Genomic DNA, 20121 nt, shown 5'->3' with positions numbered 1-20121 from the left:
GATTTTTATGAGAAATGATTATGATGAATTAGAAACTTACAATCATAATAACGATGATTACAACGAATATAACGGACAAATGTCAATGACTTATGACGATTTAAACAGACTTATAATTTCAAAAGTTCGTGGAAGTATGATATGGATGGTAATAGGGCTTCTTATAACTGGCGGTATTGGTTTTATGGTTTATAATGGAGCAATAAAAGAAAATCCTATTGCATATATGATAATAGAGAAATACTGGATATTTCTTATTTTAGAAGTTGTTGCAGTTTTAGTCTTTTCAGCTTTAGTTTATACAGCAAATTCAAGTGTTCTAAAACTTATATTTTTAATATATTCAGCATTAAGCGGATTGACATTTTCAGCTATTGGACTTATTTATGCTCCAGATGTAATTGGTTCAGCATTTTTAGGAACATTGTCAATCTTTGTAGTTTTAGCAATTTATGGATATTTTACTAAGGAAAATTTGACTAGATTTGTGCCATTGCTTACAGCTGGAATAATAGCAATGATATTAGTAAGTGTAGTAAATATGTTTCTAGGAAATAGTGCAATTGATTTGTTTGTGTCAGTATTAGGTGTAATCATTTTTACAGTTTATATTGCAGTTGATGTAAACAGAATAAAAAATAATGTTATCGCCTATGCAGTTCATGAAGATTCTGATATTCTTAATAAAATTGAAATTGTTGGTGCTTTGGAATTATATTTGGATTTTGTAAACTTATTCTTGAGCCTTGTAAGAATTTTAGGAAGAAAAAGATAAAAAATAATTTAATAAAAAATATAAAGGGTTATCTTGGGATTATTAATATTAAAATTGTTAATGCAATCTCGAAATAACTCTTATTCTATTTATTAAAGGGGAAAAATTTGAAAAGTAACAGAAAAATAGAAAATAAAATAGATGTCGAAACAGTCAAGGAAGTAAAAAAATTTATAAATGAAGAAATTTTAGCAAGCAGAATATGGGTATTTTCAGGAATTGCTATTTCAATTTTGCTGTGTATGATACTAAAAAACTATATGATTTTTGAATTGGATAACATAATTCAGTCATTAAGAAAATTAAAGGTGCCTGATGTAAAAGGAATATTCTTTATAATTTTATTTATTTTAGAAATTCTGTTTTTATTCATTTTACCAAAAATATTAATAAATAAACAAAAAAAGAATATGAAATCCGCCTTAACAGTCCTGTCGTTAATAATGGGCTTAATTCTTGCAATTTTTTATAGTGAATTTACATTTTTTTTCAAGCAAAAAGCCATTGTTGCAGGAATAATGTTTTTACTAACACTGATATTGGCAGTTTTGTTAATAAAAAAAGACATAAAAAATATACAAACTAAGATATTAGAAAAAGTAGAAGAAGGCAATACTGAAATTTTGGAAAAAACAAGATTCTTTTCAGCAATTATGCTGTATTCAGATATTGTAAAAGCTTTAACTATGTATTTTTTGATAATGTTAATAATAAAATAGGCTAATAATTTATTAATAGATATTTTTATGTTTTATATTTTTTCTTTATAAGAAAGATTTATGTAAATCTGGAGCAGTTCATAGAACTTTCGATACACTTATTAAGTGATAATCAGTTAAATATGTTATAATAGGTATTATTGCGAAACAATAGTTATTGTATTTGATACCTTTGTGTCAAAAAGTTAAAAATTATAAAAAAGAATATGTAAGAAAAATAATTTAGAATTTAAGAATAAAAAATTTAAATATTTAGAAATAAATTTTAAGAAAGGATATAATAATGAAAAGAAAAATAGAATGTGTTGAAGAATTTCACAGAATTTATAAACTTGGAAATTCTGACAAGCCAATTGGGAAATTAGAAAATGGACTAGAAAAATTGAGATTTGACTTGATGAAGGAAGAGAATGAGGAATATTTAGAAGCAGCTAAAAGAGGAGATATTGTGGAAGTTGCAGATGCTCTTGGAGATATGCTTTATATTCTTTGTGGGACAATAATTGAGCATGGGATGCAGGATGTTATTGAGGATGTATTTGAGGAGATTCATCGAAGTAACCTTAGCAAGCTGGATGAAAACGGGAATCCAATTTATCGTGAAGACGGGAAAGTAATAAAAGGACCGAATTATTTTCCGCCAAATCTAAAGCAATTTTTTCAAAAATAAGGAAAATTTGTGAAATAAAGTAAAAAATATGGATAATAACTTGTAAAAATTCCTAAAATATGATAAAATAAATTCCGATATGTAAAAATAATTTTAACTGAATAACGATTTTTTTTAAAAGAGTTAAGTTAATATATTATAATAAAAAACAGTAAATGACTGTAAAAAAAAATAAAGATGAAAGGAGAACTACTAAAATATTTTAGTAGAGGTGAATAAAGATGCAAAGATGTGAAGTTTTTGGAAAAACAGTAAGCCATGGAAATAGAGTAAGTCACTCTCACAGAGCTACAAAAAGAATTTGGAGGCCAAATTTACAAACAATGCTTTTAACTATTAACAATGAAGAAGTTAGAGTAAGAGTTTGTACAAAAGCAATGAAAACATTAAAAGGGAAAAATAACGACCAAGTTAAAAAAATCTTGTTAAAAAACAAAGAAACATTAAGCCCTAAAATATTAAAAATCTTAGCAAAGTAAGTTTTTATAACTTACTTTTTTCTGTGTATCCGTAGCTCAACTGGATAGAGCGTCTGACTTCGGATCAGAAGGCTTGGGGTTCGATTCCTCACGGGTACGCCATTTTATGTAAAGAATTATTTAATGGAATATAAAATTCAAGGACATCGTAATGATGCCCTTTTTATTTTATTTCTATTCAAATTTATAGTAAAACTAGTTTAAAACAAAACTCAAAAATTATGACTATTTTACTCAAACCCTAAATTATATAATTTCTATCAGTTCAATTTTAAATGGGTTCGAGTATATTTTGAAGAATATATAAAAAATACTTTACAAAACATAAGAAAGGTTTTAAAATGTAATATCTTTATTTTCTTATTTTCTTCTGCTTAATCTTTGAAGCTCTGCTTTTGCTTTGGCTAGTTGAGCGTTAAATTCACTGTTTGAATGCAGTGTTGCAACAACTGTACTTGCTACTACACGAGCTGCATCAACATCACTTTGCCAGTGATATCCACAAATTACACGGCTTTGTCCCATTTCATAACCACGTTTTATAATTTCATTTTGTCTTGCTGGATTTACTTCAGCCAGAACCAATGCAGTAGCCCACCCAATTGAAGTATGTCCTGAAGGATAAGAACCATTTGTTGAAAGGCTTGCTTCATCTTCTGGACGGCAAGTTGATTCCTTAAAATATGCAAATGGACGGATTCTCATATATGTCTGTTTTGCAGATCTTGTAGCTAAATCTCCTGCATCTTCACGCAATTTTGTAACTAATTTGAAAATTTCTGGAGTTGTTTGAGCTGAGATTGTGTATCCGAAAGCTTCTGAAAAAGCACGAGGGACTCCATCTCCTTCTACACGTGCATCGTTATATGCCTGTTTTCCTCTTTCAGTATTTCTAAGCAATTTTCCTTTTTCGTACTGAGCCTTATCATTTAAAAATCCAATGCTGTCTACTGCCGGCGGAGGTGGCAATAAATCATAACTGCTTACAACTTGTGAACTTTTTAAAAAATAAACATCTGGTTTTGTTGTTACGTCATTTTCTTTCCCTGCAGAAAATGAAATCAAATTTGTAACTAAAAGTGCACCAACTAATAGTAATTTTTTCATACTTTAACCATCCTTTTCTTATAGAATTTCTTAATTAAGTTATACCGTATTTTTAATAAATGTCAATAGTAAATTTAAAATTTTATTTCATTGAAATTTATATTAAAAAGTGTTAACATATTCGTATTAATAAAGTAAAATTAATATACGGAGGTATAAAAGGATGAAATTAAAAAAAGAAAATCTAATTTTTAGATTTGCAACTGAAGAAGATGCTGAAAAAATTTTGAAAATTTATAAACCATATGTTGAAAATACTACTATTACATTTGAGTATGAAGTGCCTTCAATTGATGAATTTAAAGGAAGAATAAGAAAAATTTCAGAGAAATACCCATATATTGTTTGTGAATGTGGAAATGAGATTGCTGGTTATGCCTACGCTTATAAAATTTGGAGTAGGGCAGCTTATCAGTGATGCGGAGCTTTCTGTCTATACTGATGAAAAATTTTATGGAAATGGAATTGGGAAGAAGTTATATAAAATTTTGATCGAAATATTGAAGTTGCAGAATGTTGTAAATATTTATGGACTTGTAATTTATCCTAATAAAAACAGCGAGAAATTACACAATTACTTTGGATTTAAAAAGGCTGCATATTTTGAAAATTCAGGGTATAAATTTGGAAAATGGATTGGTGTTACCTGGTTTGAAAAGGCTATTAACCAGCATTTTGATAATCCTAATCCAGTTAGAAAAATATCAGAAATTGATGAAATTAAGTTACAAAAAATTTTGAAGCTTGAATAAAGTGTAAAAAATTATAAAAAATCACTTTAGAATATAGATTTTTAGGCTTAAAAATGAATGGTTTCATTATATACCAAAAATGTTTTGAGTTTATGTCTTAAATTACTTGAAAATAGAATTAAAGAGTGGTATAATTCAATTAGGAAGAAAAGATATTATGATAAATTTTAGGAGGATATAACCGAATGGCTAAAAAAACTTTAAAAGATTTAGATGTAAAAGGTAAAAAAGTATTAGTAAGAGTTGATTTCAATGTACCAATAAAAGATGGAGTTATTACAAATGATAATAGAATTACAGCAGCACTTCCAACTTTGAAATACATTTTGGAAAATGGTGGAAAAGTAATCGCATTTTCTCACTTAGGGAAAGTAAAAGAAGAAGCTGATAAAGCATCAAAAACTTTAGCACCAGTTGCAAAAAGATTAGAAGAACTTTTAGGAAAACCAGTTAAATTTGTTCCAGAAACAAGAGGAGCAGCTTTAGAAAAAGCAGTTGCTGAGTTAAAAGATGGAGAAATCCTAATGTTTGAAAATACTAGATTTGAAGACTTAGACGGTAAAAAAGAATCTAAAAATGATCCTGAATTAGGAAAATACTGGGCATCACTTGGAGATGTATTTGTAAATGATGCATTCGGAACTGTACATAGAGCACACGCTTCAAATGTAGGAATTGCTTCAAATATCAAAGAATCAGCAGTAGGATTCCTTGTAGAAAAAGAAATCGAGTTTATTGGTGGAGCAGTTGACAATCCTGAAAGACCTTTAGTTGCTATTTTAGGTGGAGCAAAAGTTTCTGATAAAATTGGTGTAATCGAAAACTTATTGGATAAAGCTGATAAAGTAATCATTGGTGGAGGAATGATGTTCACTTTCTTAAAAGCTGAAGGTAAAAACACAGGTTCTTCATTATTAGAAGCTGATAAAGTGGAATTAGCCGCTTCATTAATCAAAAAAGCTAAAGAAAAAAATGTTGAATTGTTATTGCCAATTGATACAGTTGTAGCAAAAGAATTTAAAAATGATACAGAATTTAAAACAGTTTCTGTAGACGCTATTGAAGATGGATGGATGGGATTAGATATAGGAGAAGCATCTATTAAATTATTCTCAGACGCTCTAGTTGGTGCAAAAACAGTAGTATGGAACGGACCAATGGGAGTATTTGAAATGGAAAACTTCGCAAAAGGGACAATCGGTGTATGTAAAGCAATCGCAGAATTATCTGGAGCTAAAACAATCATCGGTGGTGGAGATTCAGCAGCGGCAGCTATCCAATTAGGATTTGCTGACAAATTCTCACATATTTCAACTGGAGGAGGAGCATCGCTTGAATACTTGGAAGGAAAAGTATTGCCAGGAGTAGATGCAATTTCAGAGAAATAATAACTTTAATAACTAACTTAATTGACTAATTAATTTAGTTAACTAAAAATAATTTTTTCATTTTAATCACGAAATGGCTGTCTTGAAAATAATTTTTTGAGATAGTCATTTTTATTTTTAAGTAAATTTGGTATAAGTAAGATTAATAGTAAATATTTTATACAAATGAAGGAAAAATACATATAATACTATTTTTCATTTAAATATTAGGTTTATATCTTTTATTAAAAAAGTTTGTAATAAATTTACTATTTAAATAAAGTTTAGTATAAAAAAAATAATTTTTAAAAAAATTGAAACATATCTTAAATTATGTTATAATTAAAATTGATTTTAAAATAAAAGAAGGAGGAAAGTATAAGTTTAATTATACAAAGTAAAAATGGATAAAAATTCAATTGGAGTAATATTAATTTATGTAGCATTTATGGCGATATTAATTTTACCAACATATTTTGCGAATAAGAAAAAGAAAAAACAAAAAGCTGAATTGCTGGAAAGCTTGAAAGTCGGAGATAAAATAACGACAGTTGGAGGTATACAAGGAACGATTGTAAATATTTTAACAGAAACTGTAGAAATGAAAATAGATAAGAATGCTAGAATGACAGTTCTAAAGTCTGCAGTAGACAAAATCGAAAAAAAATAAAATTGGTATTAGATATTATAATAAAAAAATAGGAGGAAAAAAATGAAAAGAATATTGTTATTACTATTACTTTTTGTGAGTGCGATTACATTTTCTGATACTTTGAAAAATATATCATACAATAATGGAAAAGTTATAGGAACATTTAGAGAAAATAAGCAAATTATGCCAAATGCATCAGTTACAAAACTAGGAAATGAAGATATTTTAATGCTAAGTTTTCCAAACAGTGAAATGGAAAGCAATGCTCAGGCATTTATTAATCAAAATGACCAGTATATAAGCAAAGTTTATACAACTCAAAGAAATGGAATGGTTATTGTTTACGTTTACTTAAAACCATCTGTAACTTATCAGGTTGTAAGTAGAACTGGACAATTTCAAGTAACGTTAGATGGTGGAAAAACAGCATCAAGAAATAATAATTCACAAACATCAAGATATAATACAACAACACAAAGTCAATCAACTGCTAATACACAAACAGCACAAACGCAAACACAAAGACAGTCAAATACTTATACTCCCACTGGAAATAAAAAGTATACGATTGTTGTAGATCCAGGACATGGTGGACATGATTCAGGAGCAAGAGGGAATGGTTACAATGAAAAAGATATAGCGTTACAAGTAGCAACAAGACTAGCTAATAATCTAAGACAAGATTTTAATGTTATTATAACAAGAAATGCAGACTTTTTTGTACCATTAGATACAAGAGCAAAAATCGGAAATGATGCAAATGCAGACTTTTTTGTAAGTATCCACTTGAACTCAAGTTCAAGTTCGTCAGCAAATGGAACAGAAGTATTCTACTATAGCAAAAAAGATCAAGGAAGCTATGCCGCACAAGTAGCAAAATTTGAAAATAGAGTTGATGGAAGTTATGGAGATGTGCCATTTTCAGACTTTATCTTAAATGATATTTTTTATAGAAAAAATCAAAAAACAAGTCAAGCTATAGCTGAAACTGTACTAGATAATCTTATCAATACAACAGGGTTAAGAAGAAGAGGAGTAATTGGAGCAAACTTTGCAGTACTTCGTGGAAGTAACTCACCATCAATACTTGTGGAATTAGGATTTATGAATAATTATTCTGATTTATCACACTACTTGACACCAGAAGGTCAAGAAAGTGCAGCAAGTGCTATTGGTAATGCAATAAGAAAATACTTTAGATAACAGGGATATTATCCAAATTAGGAGAAATTTATGCCGAAAAAAGAAAAATTGAAAGAAAAGCCTAAAAAGAAAAAAGGTCTTTTAAACAGTAATTTTTTAGTAACATTGTTTTTTTTAATAACAGTTGCAGTAGTTGCAACAAACCGTTATGATAGAAGACATAGAAGTAAGATTCATGTAGAAGTGGATAAAAATTTGGTGCAGGAAACAACACAGGAAGAAGAGATTCAGAATAAAATCTCAATATTCGTATATGACCCTGCTACAAAGACTGTCAACGAAAGAGAAATTGCAGTTCCGCGGCAAATGAACCTTATAGAAGGAGATTTTATAAACGGGATTATTAGAAATTCAAATTATATTTCTGAAGATATGAAATTTAGAAGTGCATATAATTTAAGAATTGATAATGTAAATACGACAGTTGTAAAATTAAATGCAGCATTTGCAAATTTAAAAAAAGATACTGAATTGTTTAATGGATTTTCTCAGGCAGTAACAAATACAATTTTAAAAAATTTTCCAAATATTCAAAGTGTTGTAATTCAGATAGACGGTGAAACAAGCACTAGATAAATTATAATCTAGTTGATAAATTTGATATAAAACTTGTATAATAAAGGATATGATTTAAAATAAATTTGTGTAAAATAATAAATTTAAGTTGTTTTGATATTACTTAATATTAGAACAACTTTTATTTTTGGGATAAGTATTTATTTAAAAAATAATAGAAAAATAAAGTATTATGTGATATAATATTTAAATGACTAAAAAGACAGAAAGGAAGATAAATAATGGGATTGAGAAATCATAAGAAGGCAATTCAAATCACCTCAGCAATTATGATAGCGATATTTGGAATATCGATGCTTGTTACTGGAATATTATTTTTGAAAAATAATGTTTTTGGAGCAGCAAATCATAGAGAAGTAATTGCAACAGTGAATGGAACAAAAATTTATCGTGATGATTTTGAAAGGGAAGTATACTCTCTAAAAAATCAATTAAAAGAAATAAATCAGCAAAAGATACAGCAGTTATCACAAGTAGGAGTAAGTGCTGACAATATAAAAAATGTTCCAGATAATATTATAAATGAATATGTATTACAACTTATAATTAATAAGGAAGTGTTGCTTTCATCGGCTAAAGAACTTGGAATAAAGATAAGTAATGCAACTGTAAATCAAGATTTTGAGACTTACCAAAAACAGTCAAAACTTGGAAGAAAAGAATTTGCTCAATATTTAACATCAGTAGGATATAATATTTCATCATTTAAAAAATCAATAAAAGATCAAAAAACTATTGAAAAAATGAGAGAAAAATTATTTTCAAATGATAAAATTACAGATGAAGAAATTAAAAAAGCTTATGAGAGAAATAAATATACACAAGCTTTTGCAAATCAAGATTTTGAAGATGTAAAAGATCAGATTAAAGAAAATATGACGCAAGATAAAGATATTATGATTTTAAATTCATACCTTGCAAAAGCTAAGCAAAAAGCAAAAATTCAATTTAAAGACAAAGAATTTGAAAAAATGTATGCTAGAATGACAACTGTTGTAGCACAAAATGGAGAATATAAATATACAAATGAAGCAGTAAATGAACAGATTGTAAATTCTGTTTCACAAACACAGCAAGGATATTCAGAAAAATTAGTAAATGACTTGAAGTCAACATTAAAGACAAATTTAGATAAATTTGTAAAAATTTCAAATAAAGCTAAAGCAGCTGGGATAAAAGCAGATCCTGATTTAGTGGGTGTAGATCAGCTAAGAGATTATTCTCAAAAATATTACAATTATTTGATAGACACATATAAACCTGATGATGCCACATTACAAGCCAGATTTAATTCTAAGAAAGAAAGCTATAATATTCCGAACAGTATAAGTGGTTATGTAATTGGAGAAGAATATCAAGCTGGACAAAGTGATTTTGATGCAGCTAAAAAACAGGCTGAAGATATTATGAAAACAACAACTAAAGATAATTTTGCAGCAAAAGCCAAAGAGTTTTCGAAAGATCCAGGTTCAGCAAATAATGGTGGAAGTTTAGGAGAGACAGCTGATTTATCACAACTTGTTCCAGAATTTTCAAATGCAGTAAGAAGCGGTAAGGCTGGAGATATTGTAGGACCAATAAAAACACAATTTGGTTATCATATTATCTATATTCAAAGCAAAGATCCTAAAAATGAAAATGTTGCAAAAGTTAGTCACATTTTGATAACACCAACTATTTCTGAAGCTTCAAAACAAAAAGTTATCAAAAAAGTTCAAGACTTAAAAGCTGAAATTGAAAGCAAAAAAGTTGCATGGAGCACAGTTGAAAAACAAGATAAATATAAATTTAGCGTAAAAGAAAGATTTAAAAAAATGGTTAAATCTGATGCAATTCCTGGAATTGGAAAAAATGACGAGTTAATGAATCAAATATTTGGACTACAATTAAATGGAATTCTTGAAAGAAATGATACGACAGGATATTACTTAATTACAAAAACATCAGAAGTACCATTTACACCAGCAACATTTGAAAATTCAAAAGAACGTGTAAGATTAGAACTTGCACATGAATATGCAGATAAGCAATTAGAAATTATCTAATAAAGTTACTTTAAATTCGAATCGAAAAATTATCATTATCTTCAAATTTTAAAAATGTTTAATTTTATCAGTTCGATGTTAAAGAGATTTAGATGTAAATAAAGATACTATAATAAACTGTTTTAAATACTAAAAATATTTGAAACAGTTTTTATTTTTGGAATTTGATAAAGATTAGGAGCTATAATGAGTTATATTGAAAATCTTGAAAGTGTAAATAAAAAAATGGTTGTGGAAGAAAAAGGTTTAAAAATAACAGATGATGCTATTTTACTTTCAAAATTTATAAAAGGATATTTTGATACAAATTACAAAAATGCGAGGGAGAAAAAGACCTTTTTAGAAATTGGTGCAGGGCAGGGTGTAATTTCGCTACTGCTTTCTGAAACGGCTATTGTTTCAAAAATTTTTGCAGTAGAAATACAAGAGAAAATTTTTAAAATACTAAAAAAAAATGTAGAAATAAATAAGTTAAATGACAAAATAATTCCTATTAACAAAGATATAAAGAGCGTTGAAGGAGAATACGATTTTATTTTTTCAAACCCTCCGTATAAAAAAATAAATTCTGGAAAAATGCCAATAAATGAAGCAGAAAGAGTTAGTAAATATGAAGTTTTGCTGACATTGGAAGAATTAATTCTGGAAATAAAAAGGCTTTTAAAAAATCATGGAGAATTTTTTGTAATTGTGCCAAATGATAGATTGAATGATGTATTTAAAAATATTTATGTAAATAAGATGAATATATTGACAATGGATATAAATAAATATAAAAAAATGGATTTAGTAGTTGTACATGGGAAAAAGGGTGGAAAATCTAATTCAAAAATTATGATTAGTTTATAAAAAATATTTAACTGTAACTTAAAGAACAAAAACATTATTTTTCATAGAATGAGAAATAACTTTTTTAAAATATTGTTATATTATGAAGATTTTTATAAAGAATCAAGAACGAGTAGAAAAAGTTCGGAAATAGATAGTATAAATTAAAAGAGAAAAAATAAAGCAAGGAAAGAGTATGTAAATCTTCTTATTCCCTGCTTTTTTCTTTATAAAGAAGTTAAGTAGTCAACTAGTTCTTTTTCAATTTGTGCATTAAACTTTCCAATTCTAAAATTGTACTTAATGTCTTCAAAATTTTCTGGATTTTTATCCATTTCCTTTTTTACTACAGCTGGAAATTCATTCCAGAAAATATTGTATTTTCCATCAACATATGAAATCAATGTAGGTATTTTAATTCTTTCATCTGTATCTGGAAAAAATTCTTTGGCAGTTTCTCTTGAACGATAGTCAATTTTTATTTTGTTGTTCAAGTCACTGAATTTTTTTAAGAAAGGGATAGTTGCACGGCAGTCTGGGCAGTAAACCTGTGCTACTGCAATAATTGTAATGTCTTTGTCTATATTTTTGATAGCTTTTTCAGTTTCTTCAGATAAAGAAATTTTTTCTATAATTCTTAATTGCTTTTTATCTTCTTCTGCCTCAGTTACTTCAAATTTTAAATAATCTTCAAATGTTCCCATATTTTTCACCTCACAAATTTATTTTTATTCCTTTTAGTATTGTATCATTATTGTATGAATTTTTGCAAGTTTTTAAAATTTTAATTCAAATTTTTGGTGGAATGTGTTAAAATCAATATAGGAGGAAATTTTATTATGTATAAAGCTGTTGTAAGTGATTTAGATGGAACACTTTTAAATGAAGAGCATAAGGTTAGTTCATTTACGAAAGAAACAATTGAATTATTGCTAAGAAAAGGAATAAAATTCTATATTGCAACTGGACGTGGGTACACTGGTGCAAAAGAGATAATGGATGAAATTGGCTTTAAAATACCACTAATTACATCAAATGGCGCTAGAATCATAGATGAAGATGGTTTAGAAATTTACATCAACAATATTGAGCAAAAATACGTGGATAAAATTTTTTCAATTGACTATAAATCATTTGACAAGGGAATAATTTTAAATGGATTCTCAGGTAATCATTGGTACGTAACAGAAGATGCCAGGGACTATTTTTATGCTCAAAAGCCGAATAGAAAGCAATATCCGGAGCAGATTGAATGGGAGGACTTTGAAAAACTTGCTTTTACAAAAATATTTTTTTTAGGTAAACACGAAAAACTGCTAGAAATAGAAAAGGAAGTCCGGAGGATAACAAACGGAGAAGTCAATATAGTATTTGTAAATGAAAAAAGTCTGGAAATTTTTTCAAAAGACTGTGATAAAGCTGTTGCAGCAGAATTTTTATTAAAAAGAGACGGATTGACATTGCAAGAAGCTGTTTCATTTGGAGATGGATTTAATGACTATGATTTAATAACACAAACTGGATTAGGGTTTGCAATGAAAAATTCGATTTATTTATTGCTTGAGAAATTGACAGATACAGAAGTTATCGAAAGTAATGCAAATGATGGAATGGCTAAGAAAGTAAGGGAAATTTTTAATCTTTAAAAAAGTATTTTATGAATAAATAAGAGAGGGAAGGTAAATAATGAACAAAGTAGCATTAGTTGTAGATGATACATCTTATATTAGGGAAGATATAAAAGATATTTTAGAGGAACAAGGATACAAGGTATTTGAAGCAGGCGATGGACTGGAAGCTGTGGAAATGTATAAAAAAGTAAATCCTGCAATCGTAACAATGGATATAAATATGCCAAGAATGCATGGATTAAAAGCCACACAAGTCATCACGGATTTTGACAAGGATGCCAAAATTATGATTTGCAGCACAATGGTTATGTTTCCAAATTATATGAAAATGGGAAAAGAAGCTGGAGCAAAGGCATTTTTATCAAAGCCTTTTGATGAAGATGAATTTATGAATGAATTTTCAAAATTATTTTTATAGTTTGTTTTTTTGTCTTTATAAATTTTTAAATATAATGATTTTTTATTTGTTTTAGTATCTATAGAAAATGGTTTAGTAAAATAAAATATGTAAACTTAGAAAAGGAGAAAAAATCAAATGTTTAAGGCTGTTGTAACTGATTTGGACGGAACACTTTTAAATGCAGAGCATAAAGTAAGTGAATTTACTAAAGAAACAGTAAAACTGCTTATAAAAAAAGGAATTAAGTTTTATATTGCAACTGGAAGAAATTATTTAGGAGCAAAGGAAGCTATGGATGAGCTTGGTGTACAAGTTCCTTTGATTACTTCACATGGATCTGTTGCTTTTGATGAAAACGGAAATGAGATTTTTTCAAATAAACTAAAAAGAGAATATTTAGATAAAGTTCTGAATATTGATTATAAGTCATTTGGAAAAGATATTATTATAACTGGGTATGCCGGACCAAACTGGTTTGTTACAGAAAATTTGAGGGAATATTTTTATAACAAGAAGCCTGATAGAACTAGATACCCACAACAGATTAATCCTGAAGAATTTAAAAAACAAGACTTTACAAAAATCTTTTTCCTTGGAGAAGATCATGACGAATTACTGGAACTGGAAAATGAAATAAAAAGAGTAATTGGTGAGGAAAATATAAGTCTTTTATTTGCAAATGAAGGAAGTCTGGAGGTTTTTCCTGCAGATTGTAACAAAGCCAAAGCGGCAGAAGTGCTGCTGGAAAGAGATGGATTGACATTGAAGGATGCTGTTTCATTTGGGGACGGACTGAATGACTATGACTTGATAACTCAAACAGGGCTTGGATTTGCAATGGAAAATTCAATTTATTTATTGCTTGAAAAATTAACGGACACAGAGGTTATTGGAAGCAATGCAAATGATGGAATGGCAAAAAAAGTTCGAGAAATATTTGATTTATAAGATTGAAGAAAGAAGGAAAACTTATGTATAAAGCAGTTATTAGTGATTTGGATGGAACTTTGCTAAGCAGAGGTCATCATGTTACTAAATTTACTAAAAATGTAATAAAAGAAATAATAAAAAAAGGAATAAATTTTTATATTGCCTCAGGCAGAAGCTATGATCAGATAGGATATGTGACTGAACAGCTTGAAGTAAAGATTCCAGTTATAGCAGCAAATGGTGCAAGAATTTTTGATGCAGATGGAAATATGATATATGAAAAAGGATTGTCAAGCAAAGCAGCAAAAGCAATATTGGAACTTGATTATGAAAATATTGCCGAAGGTTCACACCTAAACATTTTTTCAGGAAATGACTGGATTATCACAAAAGGAACGGCTCAAAAAGTGTATGACAGAATTCCAAGAGATGTAAAAGTTGATTTTAAAGAAGTTCCAAAAGATGAACTAAAAAATTTGGATATATTAAAAATATTCTACATTGGAGATCATGAGCAGCTTACAAACTTGGAAAAAGCCATCTTGAAAATAACAGATGATGTAAATGTTATCTTTGTAAGTGATTACTGTATGGAAGTTATGGCAAAAGGTGCAAACAAAGGAGCAGCGGCAAAATTCCTATTAGAAAGGCAAGGCTTGGAACTAAAGGATGCAGTAGCCTTTGGTGATGGTGAAAATGACTTTGAAATGCTTACAATGGTTGGAAAAGGTTATGCAATGGGAAATTCTATTGACAGGCTAAGAAAACTGTTACCAAAAGATTTTGAATTTGTTGGAGAAAATACGGAAGATGGAGAAGCTGTGAAATTACAGGAATTGTTTTTGGAAAGAGCAAAAAACCTTTAATTTTACAGAAAAAAGATTAAATTAGTATCGCAATAGTATTTGTTTGATAAAAAAGTTCTAAACAAATTTCGAAATAATCGTTATTATAGTAAATAGTAGCGATTATTTTTTTATTATTTTGGCACAACCAAAATGATAATTCCTATTGACTGTGCCATTAGTATTTTTCTAATTTTTAGTAGAAATCGCATCTACATCATATTGTTTTTCTAGCTCAATTTGAGAATTATTCTTCAAGTCATAATAAGCTGCAACACCTATCATAGCTGCATTATCAGTGCAATATTCCATTTTTGGAAAATGAACTTCTATTTGATTCCCTTCATTAGTTTGAATATTCTTAAATTCTAAAAATTTCTCACGAAGCCTTCTGTTTGCTGAAACACCACCTGCGACAAGAATCGTTTTCACGTTTTTTTCCTTTACAGCTATCAATATTTTATCATATAAGACATTTACAATAATTTCCTGAAGAGATTTTGCAATATCTTCATTTGAAATGGGATTACCTTTCATCTTTTGATTATTTACATAATTAGTTATGAAAGTTTTTATTCCACTAAAACTGAAGTTGTAGCCGTCAACTTTTGGTTTTTTTATTTTTAAAATATCTTCTCCGTTTACTGATAGTCTATCAATATGTGGCCCTCCTGGATATTCTAATCCCAATATTCTTGCAATTTTATCATAAGTTTCTCCAACGGCATCGTCCAATGTTTCACCAAGCAAATCAGTAATTATTTTTCCATTTTCTTCGAAAATATAATACAAGTTTGTATGCCCGCCTGATACAACTAGTGATATTGCAGGTAATTTTACATCGTTATCAATAAAACTTGAGAAAATATGCCCATTAATGTGATTTACTGGAAGTAGTGGAATGTTGTTGGCATAACTCAAGGATTTTGCGAACATCAAGCCAACAAGCAGGGAACCGATAAGCCCGGGAGTATTTGTTACAGCGATGTAATCAATATCGCTTAATTGACAATTTGCTTTTTCCAGAGCTTCAGTAAATACTGGTAAAATATTCTCAATGTGATGCCGTGAGGCAATTTCAGGAACTACTCCTCCAAATTCCTTATGAATATCAATCTGAGTGGAAATAATATTGCTTAAAATCTTTTTTCCATCCTCTACAACTGCAACAGAAGTTTCATCACAGGATGTTTCAAATGCAAGTATTTTCATCGTTTTCTCTCTTTCTTTTTTTCGTTTTTCTCTTTAATTTTTAATTTTTGTATTCCTTAACAATTTTGTCAAATACGGTTTCTACAGAAATCCCAGTCATACAATCTGCATATTTCTTAGGAAATTTATCATCTCCATAAAGTGAATGTGGCGGACAGCTTGGATTATTCAGTAAAAATGTACTTTTTTCAAAGGAAAATAATTTCGGGTCAGTCGGCCCAAAAAATACAAAAGTTTTGGCTTTTACAGCTCTTGCTATATGGAAAGGGCCTGAATCGTTTACAATTGCTGCTTTGGCATATTTCAGCAATATTCCGCTTTCCTTAAAAGAAATTTTTCCACACAAATCAATCACTCGTTTATCTCCATCAGATTTTACAACATTCGCATCTTCTTTTCCGCCAATCACAAAAATTCTCAACTTTTCATTATTTTTTACAAATTTACTTTCATTTTCGAGAATCTTTTTTGCCAGTTCATCATAATAAGGCCATTTTTTCGTAAATTTGGAGGCTCCTGGAGCTAGCACAAAATAATTTCCATCTTTCAAATCATATTTTTGTATAAATTCTTCTTCCATTTTTTTGTCAATATAAAATTCCAGATTATCTCCAAATCCATTTTTCATATTTTTGTCAGAAAAACTTATCCCCAATTTTTTTAATGCTGTAAAATAACTCTCAACAATGGTACAATCTGCATTATATGTAATAAGTTTCGCTTTTACAAGTATAGTTTTCCACCATTTTCTCTTTTTATATCGGCAATACTGAGTATTCTTGTTTTCAAGGCTTTTTCCAATAATTCTAGAAAGAAATTTGGAATGTAAATCAATAACATAGTCATAATTCTCTATTTTTAGTTTATTTACAATATTTTTTATATAATTTCTATCCTTGCTTTTCTTTTTATCAAAAATTATCAAATTTCTAATTTCAGGATTCAATGAAATTGCCTCAGAAAAAGTATTATAAACTATAAAATCTATTACAGCCTCTGGATACTTCTCTTTAATTGCCCTTATCACTGGAGTTGTAAGAACCACATCTCCGAATGAACTAAATCTTATTATTAATATTTTCATATTTTTCCTCATCTAATTAATCTAGTATTTCACTCAATTCATTTAACAAAACAAACACAAGATTCGAGTAAAATAACTTTATATTTTAAGTTTGATTTTATTCATATTTTATAATTTAAACCTATTATTAGTCAAGTATTTTTCAACATATTTTTATGTTAAACAATTAATTTTTGAACAATAAAGCTGATAACATCGCAAATCTAAGTTTCAAAATGATATAATTGTAAAACAAAAAAATACAGTCAATAAATCAACTGTATTTCAAAAATTTTTAAACTAATTTATTAAAAGTCTGAATAATTGGAGCATTTTCACACATTTCTACTAATAATGGTACAATTCTAGTAAAATGTCCGCTTGCATTATGCTGTTCAATAGCTTCATTAGATTCCCATTCCTCAACAAATACTAAATGATTTTCTTTTTCGGTATTTTGTTGTAGATGGTATGAAATACATCCTTTTTCCTTACGGCTTTTCTCTATAAGTTCATTACAAAGAATTATAAAATCAGATAATTTATCATTTTTCACTTCAAAACTTGCTAATATATGAATCATAAATTGATTTCCTTTCCAGATATATTTTATAAAAAAAAATACCTACATCAATTGTAAGCATAACATAATTAATTTAATGGTGCCTAGAAGAAGATTCGAACTTCCGACCCTACGGGTATGAACCGTATGCTCTAGCCAACTGAGCTATCTAGGCATTTGGTGGCGGGAGCTGGATTTGAACCAACGACCTTCGGGTTATGAGCCCGACGAGCTACCATGCTGCTCTATCCCGCGACAATGAAAGTTTGTTATTAAGTGGTGCCTCGGGCCGGACTTGAACCGGCACGGGATAAATTCCCACAGGATTTTAAGTCCTGTGCGTCTACCGATTTCGCCACCAAGGCTAATTTTACTTAAAAAGTAAACTTACGAATAGTATTATATAGTATTTTTCTATATTTGTCAACAACTTTTTTTCTAGATTTTTTTTACTTAAAGTGGTAAAATATATTTATGAAAATAAATTCAAGAATTTTAAGATTCTTTGAAAAGGGAGAGAAGTATAAATGAATGAAATATTTAGAGATGTAGAATATGAAATTCTTAAGGAAGGTAAAAAGTTTGAAATAAAAGGTATTGAATACGATTCTAGAAAAATTAAAGAAGATTTTATATTCGTGGCTATGGCTGGAAATACTGTAGACGGACATAATTTTATTCAAAAAGCAATTGACAGTGGAGCTAAGATAATAATAACTGAAAAAAATATAAATATTTTGGAATATAAAAATGCTGATGATGTAAGTTTTGTTTTAGTAAAAAATATACGGAAAAAATTAGGGATAATAGCTTCTAATTATTATGGTTATCCACAAAATAAAATAAAAATTATTGGAATTACAGGAACGAATGGAAAGACTACATCAAGTTTTATCTTGGAAAATATTTTAGAAAAAACAGCTAGAATCGGTACAACTGGAAATCGAATTTTAGATGAAGAATTTGAAACAGTAAATACTACTCCTGAATCACTTGAGTTAATTAAGTTGATTGATAAAAGTGTAAAAAAAGGTGCAGATTACTTTATAATGGAAGTGAGTTCACATGCTTTAGAAATAGGACGTGTAGACATGTTGAAATTTGATTCTGCAATATTTACAAATTTAACACAAGATCATTTGGATTTTCATAAAACGATGGAAAATTATTTTAATGCCAAGAAAAAAATATTTTCAATGTTGAGAAATGATAAAAATAATGGTAAAGGTATAATTAATATTGACGATGAACATGGTGCTAAAATTTATTCTGAAAAAAATAAAGATAATTATATTTCAGTAAGTATAAAAAATGAAGAGGCTGATATTTTAGGAGATATTCTAAATTACACAAATAATGGAATGAAAGTAAAGATAAATTTGAAAAACTATTTTAAAAAAATAAATTCGCATTTTAAAGATAAGGATGAAGAATACGAAGAAGAGTATAAATTTGAAATAGGATTGGTTGGCGAATACAATTTATATAATGTTCTTGGGTGTGTGGCTTCAGCATTATCTTTTGGTATTAAAATGAACGATATTATTAAAAAATTAGAAACAATGCCAGCTGTACCAGGAAGATTTGAAACAATAAAAAACAATATGGAAGCAAGAATTGTAGTAGATTTTGCACATACAGATGATGGATTGTTAAATGTTGGAAAAACACTAAAACAAATTACAGATAACCAAGTAATAACAATATTTGGGGCAGGAGGAGACAGAGATCACGAGAAACGTCCCAAAATGGCAAAAGCAGCTATTCAATTTAGCGACTATATTATTCTTACGTCAGATAATCCTAGAACAGAAAATCCAATAAATATTTTAGCAAATATAGAAAAAGGGCTTATAGATGAAAAATATCCGTTTGATAAATATTTAATTATTTCAGATAGAGAAAGAGCAATAAAACATGGAATAAAATTACTAAAAAAAGGAGACAGTTTATTAATTGCAGGAAAAGGTCATGAAAATTATCAAATAATTGGAACCCAAAAAATTCATTTTGATGATAGAGAAACAGTAAGAAAAATTTTAGAAGAGGAAAACAATATTTAATCTAATAATTAGATTATTATAATAAGCATAGTAAGAATTGCACTTTTTTGAGTATATTCAGAGGCATTGGAGTATCATTTTTACTATGCTTTTTTAATATGTTATAGGTGTCGTATTTGACTGTATGACACATGTATGAAAAAAATTTAAAAAAATGGAAAAAAGTAGTTGACAAAGGGGAGGGGATATGATAATATATATCTTGTCGATACGAAAAAGTATCGCAGGACAATAGAAGATAA

Annotated in this window: 22 protein-coding genes and 4 tRNA genes; 18 read left to right on the top strand and 8 right to left on the bottom strand. The window is 28.4% G+C overall.

The features are described from left to right. Nucleotides 1–7 precede the first annotated feature (7 nt). From ACEG17_RS03835 to ACEG17_RS03815, 5 genes are all read left to right on the top strand, one after another. Nucleotides 8–775, top strand: coding sequence for a Bax inhibitor-1/YccA family protein (locus ACEG17_RS03835; protein ID WP_372582622.1), 768 nt, complete (start codon nt 8–10; stop codon nt 773–775). 107 nt (nt 776–882) lie between these two features. Beyond that, a complete protein-coding gene (locus tag ACEG17_RS03830) occupies nt 883–1494 on the top strand; it encodes a hypothetical protein (protein ID WP_372582621.1) in 612 nt (203 codons plus the stop codon). 283 nt (nt 1495–1777) lie between these two features. Then, nucleotides 1778–2164, top strand: coding sequence for a pyrophosphohydrolase domain-containing protein (locus tag ACEG17_RS03825; protein WP_314113501.1), 387 nt, complete (start codon nt 1778–1780; stop codon nt 2162–2164). Nucleotides 2165–2385: 221 nt separating this feature from the next. Further along, nucleotides 2386–2643, top strand: a complete 258-nt coding sequence (rpmB, locus tag ACEG17_RS03820) for a 50S ribosomal protein L28 (RefSeq protein WP_018451587.1) — start codon at nt 2386–2388, stop codon at nt 2641–2643. Nucleotides 2644–2668: 25 nt separating this feature from the next. Then, nucleotides 2669–2745, top strand: a tRNA-Arg gene (locus tag ACEG17_RS03815). A gap of 258 nt (nt 2746–3003) precedes the next feature. Here ACEG17_RS03815 and ACEG17_RS03810 read toward each other — a convergent pair. Further along, nucleotides 3004–3750, bottom strand: coding sequence for an acid phosphatase (locus ACEG17_RS03810; RefSeq protein WP_372582620.1), 747 nt, complete (start codon nt 3748–3750; stop codon nt 3004–3006). A gap of 163 nt (nt 3751–3913) precedes the next feature. Here ACEG17_RS03810 and ACEG17_RS03805 point away from each other — a divergent pair, with 163 nt between their 5' ends. From ACEG17_RS03805 to ACEG17_RS03770, 8 genes are all read left to right on the top strand, one after another. Next, nucleotides 3914–4168 (top strand): GNAT family N-acetyltransferase, encoded by a 255-nt coding sequence (locus ACEG17_RS03805; protein WP_372582619.1) that lies wholly within the window; start codon nt 3914–3916, stop codon nt 4166–4168. Continuing rightward, nucleotides 4125–4502, top strand: a complete 378-nt coding sequence (locus tag ACEG17_RS03800) for a GNAT family N-acetyltransferase (protein ID WP_372582618.1) — start codon at nt 4125–4127, stop codon at nt 4500–4502. Before ACEG17_RS03805 ends, ACEG17_RS03800 begins: the two co-directional genes overlap by 44 nt. A gap of 185 nt (nt 4503–4687) precedes the next feature. Further along, complete coding sequence (locus ACEG17_RS03795; RefSeq protein WP_372582617.1) at nt 4688–5890, top strand: phosphoglycerate kinase; 1203 nt, start codon at nt 4688–4690, stop codon at nt 5888–5890. Nucleotides 5891–6272: 382 nt separating this feature from the next. Then, complete coding sequence (gene yajC / locus ACEG17_RS03790; protein ID WP_147006295.1) at nt 6273–6539, top strand: preprotein translocase subunit YajC; 267 nt, start codon at nt 6273–6275, stop codon at nt 6537–6539. A gap of 42 nt (nt 6540–6581) precedes the next feature. Continuing rightward, nucleotides 6582–7724, top strand: a complete 1143-nt coding sequence (locus ACEG17_RS03785) for an N-acetylmuramoyl-L-alanine amidase family protein (RefSeq protein WP_372582616.1) — start codon at nt 6582–6584, stop codon at nt 7722–7724. A gap of 30 nt (nt 7725–7754) precedes the next feature. Then, nucleotides 7755–8300: a GerMN domain-containing protein gene (locus tag ACEG17_RS03780; RefSeq protein WP_372582615.1), complete on the top strand. Its 546-nt coding sequence runs from the start codon at nt 7755–7757 to the stop codon at nt 8298–8300. Between the two features lie 221 nt (nt 8301–8521). Next, a complete protein-coding gene (locus tag ACEG17_RS03775; RefSeq protein ID WP_372582614.1) occupies nt 8522–10345 on the top strand; it encodes a peptidylprolyl isomerase in 1824 nt (607 codons plus the stop codon). 186 nt (nt 10346–10531) lie between these two features. After that, nucleotides 10532–11194, top strand: a complete 663-nt coding sequence (locus tag ACEG17_RS03770) for a methyltransferase (RefSeq protein ID WP_372582613.1) — start codon at nt 10532–10534, stop codon at nt 11192–11194. Nucleotides 11195–11400: 206 nt separating this feature from the next. Here the strand turns inward: ACEG17_RS03770 and ACEG17_RS03765 are convergent, their stop codons facing one another. Continuing rightward, nucleotides 11401–11877, bottom strand: a complete 477-nt coding sequence (locus tag ACEG17_RS03765; RefSeq protein ID WP_372582612.1) for a thioredoxin family protein — start codon at nt 11875–11877, stop codon at nt 11401–11403. A gap of 135 nt (nt 11878–12012) precedes the next feature. On the opposite strand from ACEG17_RS03765, the gene ACEG17_RS03760 reads away from it, so the two are divergent. From ACEG17_RS03760 to ACEG17_RS03745, 4 genes are all read left to right on the top strand, one after another. Next, nucleotides 12013–12819 (top strand): HAD family hydrolase, encoded by an 807-nt coding sequence (locus ACEG17_RS03760; protein ID WP_372582611.1) that lies wholly within the window; start codon nt 12013–12015, stop codon nt 12817–12819. Between the two features lie 40 nt (nt 12820–12859). Further along, nucleotides 12860–13222 carry a response regulator gene (locus ACEG17_RS03755; protein ID WP_021744196.1) on the top strand — a complete coding sequence of 121 codons (363 nt, stop codon included), beginning with the start codon at nt 12860–12862 and terminating at the stop codon, nt 13220–13222. Between the two features lie 117 nt (nt 13223–13339). After that, nucleotides 13340–14152: an HAD family hydrolase gene (locus tag ACEG17_RS03750; protein ID WP_372582610.1), complete on the top strand. Its 813-nt coding sequence runs from the start codon at nt 13340–13342 to the stop codon at nt 14150–14152. Between the two features lie 23 nt (nt 14153–14175). Further along, entirely contained in the window at nt 14176–15000 is an 825-nt protein-coding gene (locus ACEG17_RS03745) for an HAD family hydrolase (RefSeq protein ID WP_372582609.1), read from the top strand. Nucleotides 15001–15168: 168 nt separating this feature from the next. Here the strand turns inward: ACEG17_RS03745 and tsaD are convergent, their stop codons facing one another. The 6 genes from tsaD to ACEG17_RS03715 form a co-directional block, all read right to left on the bottom strand. Continuing rightward, entirely contained in the window at nt 15169–16191 is a 1023-nt protein-coding gene (tsaD, locus tag ACEG17_RS03740; RefSeq protein WP_372582608.1) for a tRNA (adenosine(37)-N6)-threonylcarbamoyltransferase complex transferase subunit TsaD, read from the bottom strand. Nucleotides 16192–16231: 40 nt separating this feature from the next. Further along, entirely contained in the window at nt 16232–17275 is a 1044-nt protein-coding gene (locus ACEG17_RS03735) for a glycosyltransferase family 9 protein (RefSeq protein ID WP_372582607.1), read from the bottom strand. A 274-nt stretch (nt 17276–17549) separates the two neighbouring features. Further along, nucleotides 17550–17837: a putative quinol monooxygenase gene (locus tag ACEG17_RS03730; protein ID WP_372582606.1), complete on the bottom strand. Its 288-nt coding sequence runs from the start codon at nt 17835–17837 to the stop codon at nt 17550–17552. A 77-nt stretch (nt 17838–17914) separates the two neighbouring features. Next, nucleotides 17915–17991 (bottom strand) — tRNA-Met (locus ACEG17_RS03725). A 3-nt stretch (nt 17992–17994) separates the two neighbouring features. Beyond that, nucleotides 17995–18071, bottom strand: a tRNA-Met gene (locus ACEG17_RS03720). A 22-nt stretch (nt 18072–18093) separates the two neighbouring features. Beyond that, a tRNA-Leu gene (locus ACEG17_RS03715) sits at nt 18094–18181 on the bottom strand. A gap of 162 nt (nt 18182–18343) precedes the next feature. On the opposite strand from ACEG17_RS03715, the gene ACEG17_RS03710 reads away from it, so the two are divergent. Further along, nucleotides 18344–19879 carry a UDP-N-acetylmuramoyl-L-alanyl-D-glutamate--2,6-diaminopimelate ligase gene (locus ACEG17_RS03710; RefSeq protein WP_372582605.1) on the top strand — a complete coding sequence of 512 codons (1536 nt, stop codon included), beginning with the start codon at nt 18344–18346 and terminating at the stop codon, nt 19877–19879. Nucleotides 19880–20121 lie beyond the last annotated feature (242 nt).

The sequence above is a fragment of the Leptotrichia hongkongensis genome (assembly GCF_041538065.1).
Lineage (GTDB): Bacteria > Fusobacteriota > Fusobacteriia > Fusobacteriales > Leptotrichiaceae > Leptotrichia > Leptotrichia hongkongensis.
Note: the sequence above shows the minus strand (reverse complement) of the source record. Positions and strands in the feature narration are given on the sequence as shown.

Excerpts from the sequence above, each read along its gene's own strand:
- ACEG17_RS03835 (WP_372582622.1), top strand. The coding sequence starts at position 8 with ATGAGAAATGATTATGATGAATTAGAAACTTACAATCATAATAACGAT.
- ACEG17_RS03825 (WP_314113501.1), top strand. The coding sequence starts at position 1,778 with ATGAAAAGAAAAATAGAATGTGTTGAAGAATTTCACAGAATTTATAAA.
- rpmB (WP_018451587.1), top strand. The coding sequence starts at position 2,386 with ATGCAAAGATGTGAAGTTTTTGGAAAAACAGTAAGCCATGGAAATAGA.
- ACEG17_RS03810 (WP_372582620.1), bottom strand. The coding sequence starts at position 3,750 with ATGAAAAAATTACTATTAGTTGGTGCACTTTTAGTTACAAATTTGATT.
- ACEG17_RS03805 (WP_372582619.1), top strand. The coding sequence starts at position 3,914 with ATGAAATTAAAAAAAGAAAATCTAATTTTTAGATTTGCAACTGAAGAA.
- ACEG17_RS03800 (WP_372582618.1), top strand. The coding sequence starts at position 4,125 with ATGCCTACGCTTATAAAATTTGGAGTAGGGCAGCTTATCAGTGATGCG.
- ACEG17_RS03795 (WP_372582617.1), top strand. The coding sequence starts at position 4,688 with ATGGCTAAAAAAACTTTAAAAGATTTAGATGTAAAAGGTAAAAAAGTA.
- yajC (WP_147006295.1), top strand. The coding sequence starts at position 6,273 with ATGGATAAAAATTCAATTGGAGTAATATTAATTTATGTAGCATTTATG.
- ACEG17_RS03785 (WP_372582616.1), top strand. The coding sequence starts at position 6,582 with ATGAAAAGAATATTGTTATTACTATTACTTTTTGTGAGTGCGATTACA.
- ACEG17_RS03780 (WP_372582615.1), top strand. The coding sequence starts at position 7,755 with ATGCCGAAAAAAGAAAAATTGAAAGAAAAGCCTAAAAAGAAAAAAGGT.
- ACEG17_RS03775 (WP_372582614.1), top strand. The coding sequence starts at position 8,522 with ATGGGATTGAGAAATCATAAGAAGGCAATTCAAATCACCTCAGCAATT.
- ACEG17_RS03770 (WP_372582613.1), top strand. The coding sequence starts at position 10,532 with ATGAGTTATATTGAAAATCTTGAAAGTGTAAATAAAAAAATGGTTGTG.
- ACEG17_RS03765 (WP_372582612.1), bottom strand. The coding sequence starts at position 11,877 with ATGGGAACATTTGAAGATTATTTAAAATTTGAAGTAACTGAGGCAGAA.
- ACEG17_RS03760 (WP_372582611.1), top strand. The coding sequence starts at position 12,013 with ATGTATAAAGCTGTTGTAAGTGATTTAGATGGAACACTTTTAAATGAA.
- ACEG17_RS03755 (WP_021744196.1), top strand. The coding sequence starts at position 12,860 with ATGAACAAAGTAGCATTAGTTGTAGATGATACATCTTATATTAGGGAA.
- ACEG17_RS03750 (WP_372582610.1), top strand. The coding sequence starts at position 13,340 with ATGTTTAAGGCTGTTGTAACTGATTTGGACGGAACACTTTTAAATGCA.
- ACEG17_RS03745 (WP_372582609.1), top strand. The coding sequence starts at position 14,176 with ATGTATAAAGCAGTTATTAGTGATTTGGATGGAACTTTGCTAAGCAGA.
- tsaD (WP_372582608.1), bottom strand. The coding sequence starts at position 16,191 with ATGAAAATACTTGCATTTGAAACATCCTGTGATGAAACTTCTGTTGCA.
- ACEG17_RS03735 (WP_372582607.1), bottom strand. The coding sequence starts at position 17,275 with ATGAAAATATTAATAATAAGATTTAGTTCATTCGGAGATGTGGTTCTT.
- ACEG17_RS03730 (WP_372582606.1), bottom strand. The coding sequence starts at position 17,837 with ATGATTCATATATTAGCAAGTTTTGAAGTGAAAAATGATAAATTATCT.
- ACEG17_RS03710 (WP_372582605.1), top strand. The coding sequence starts at position 18,344 with ATGAATGAAATATTTAGAGATGTAGAATATGAAATTCTTAAGGAAGGT.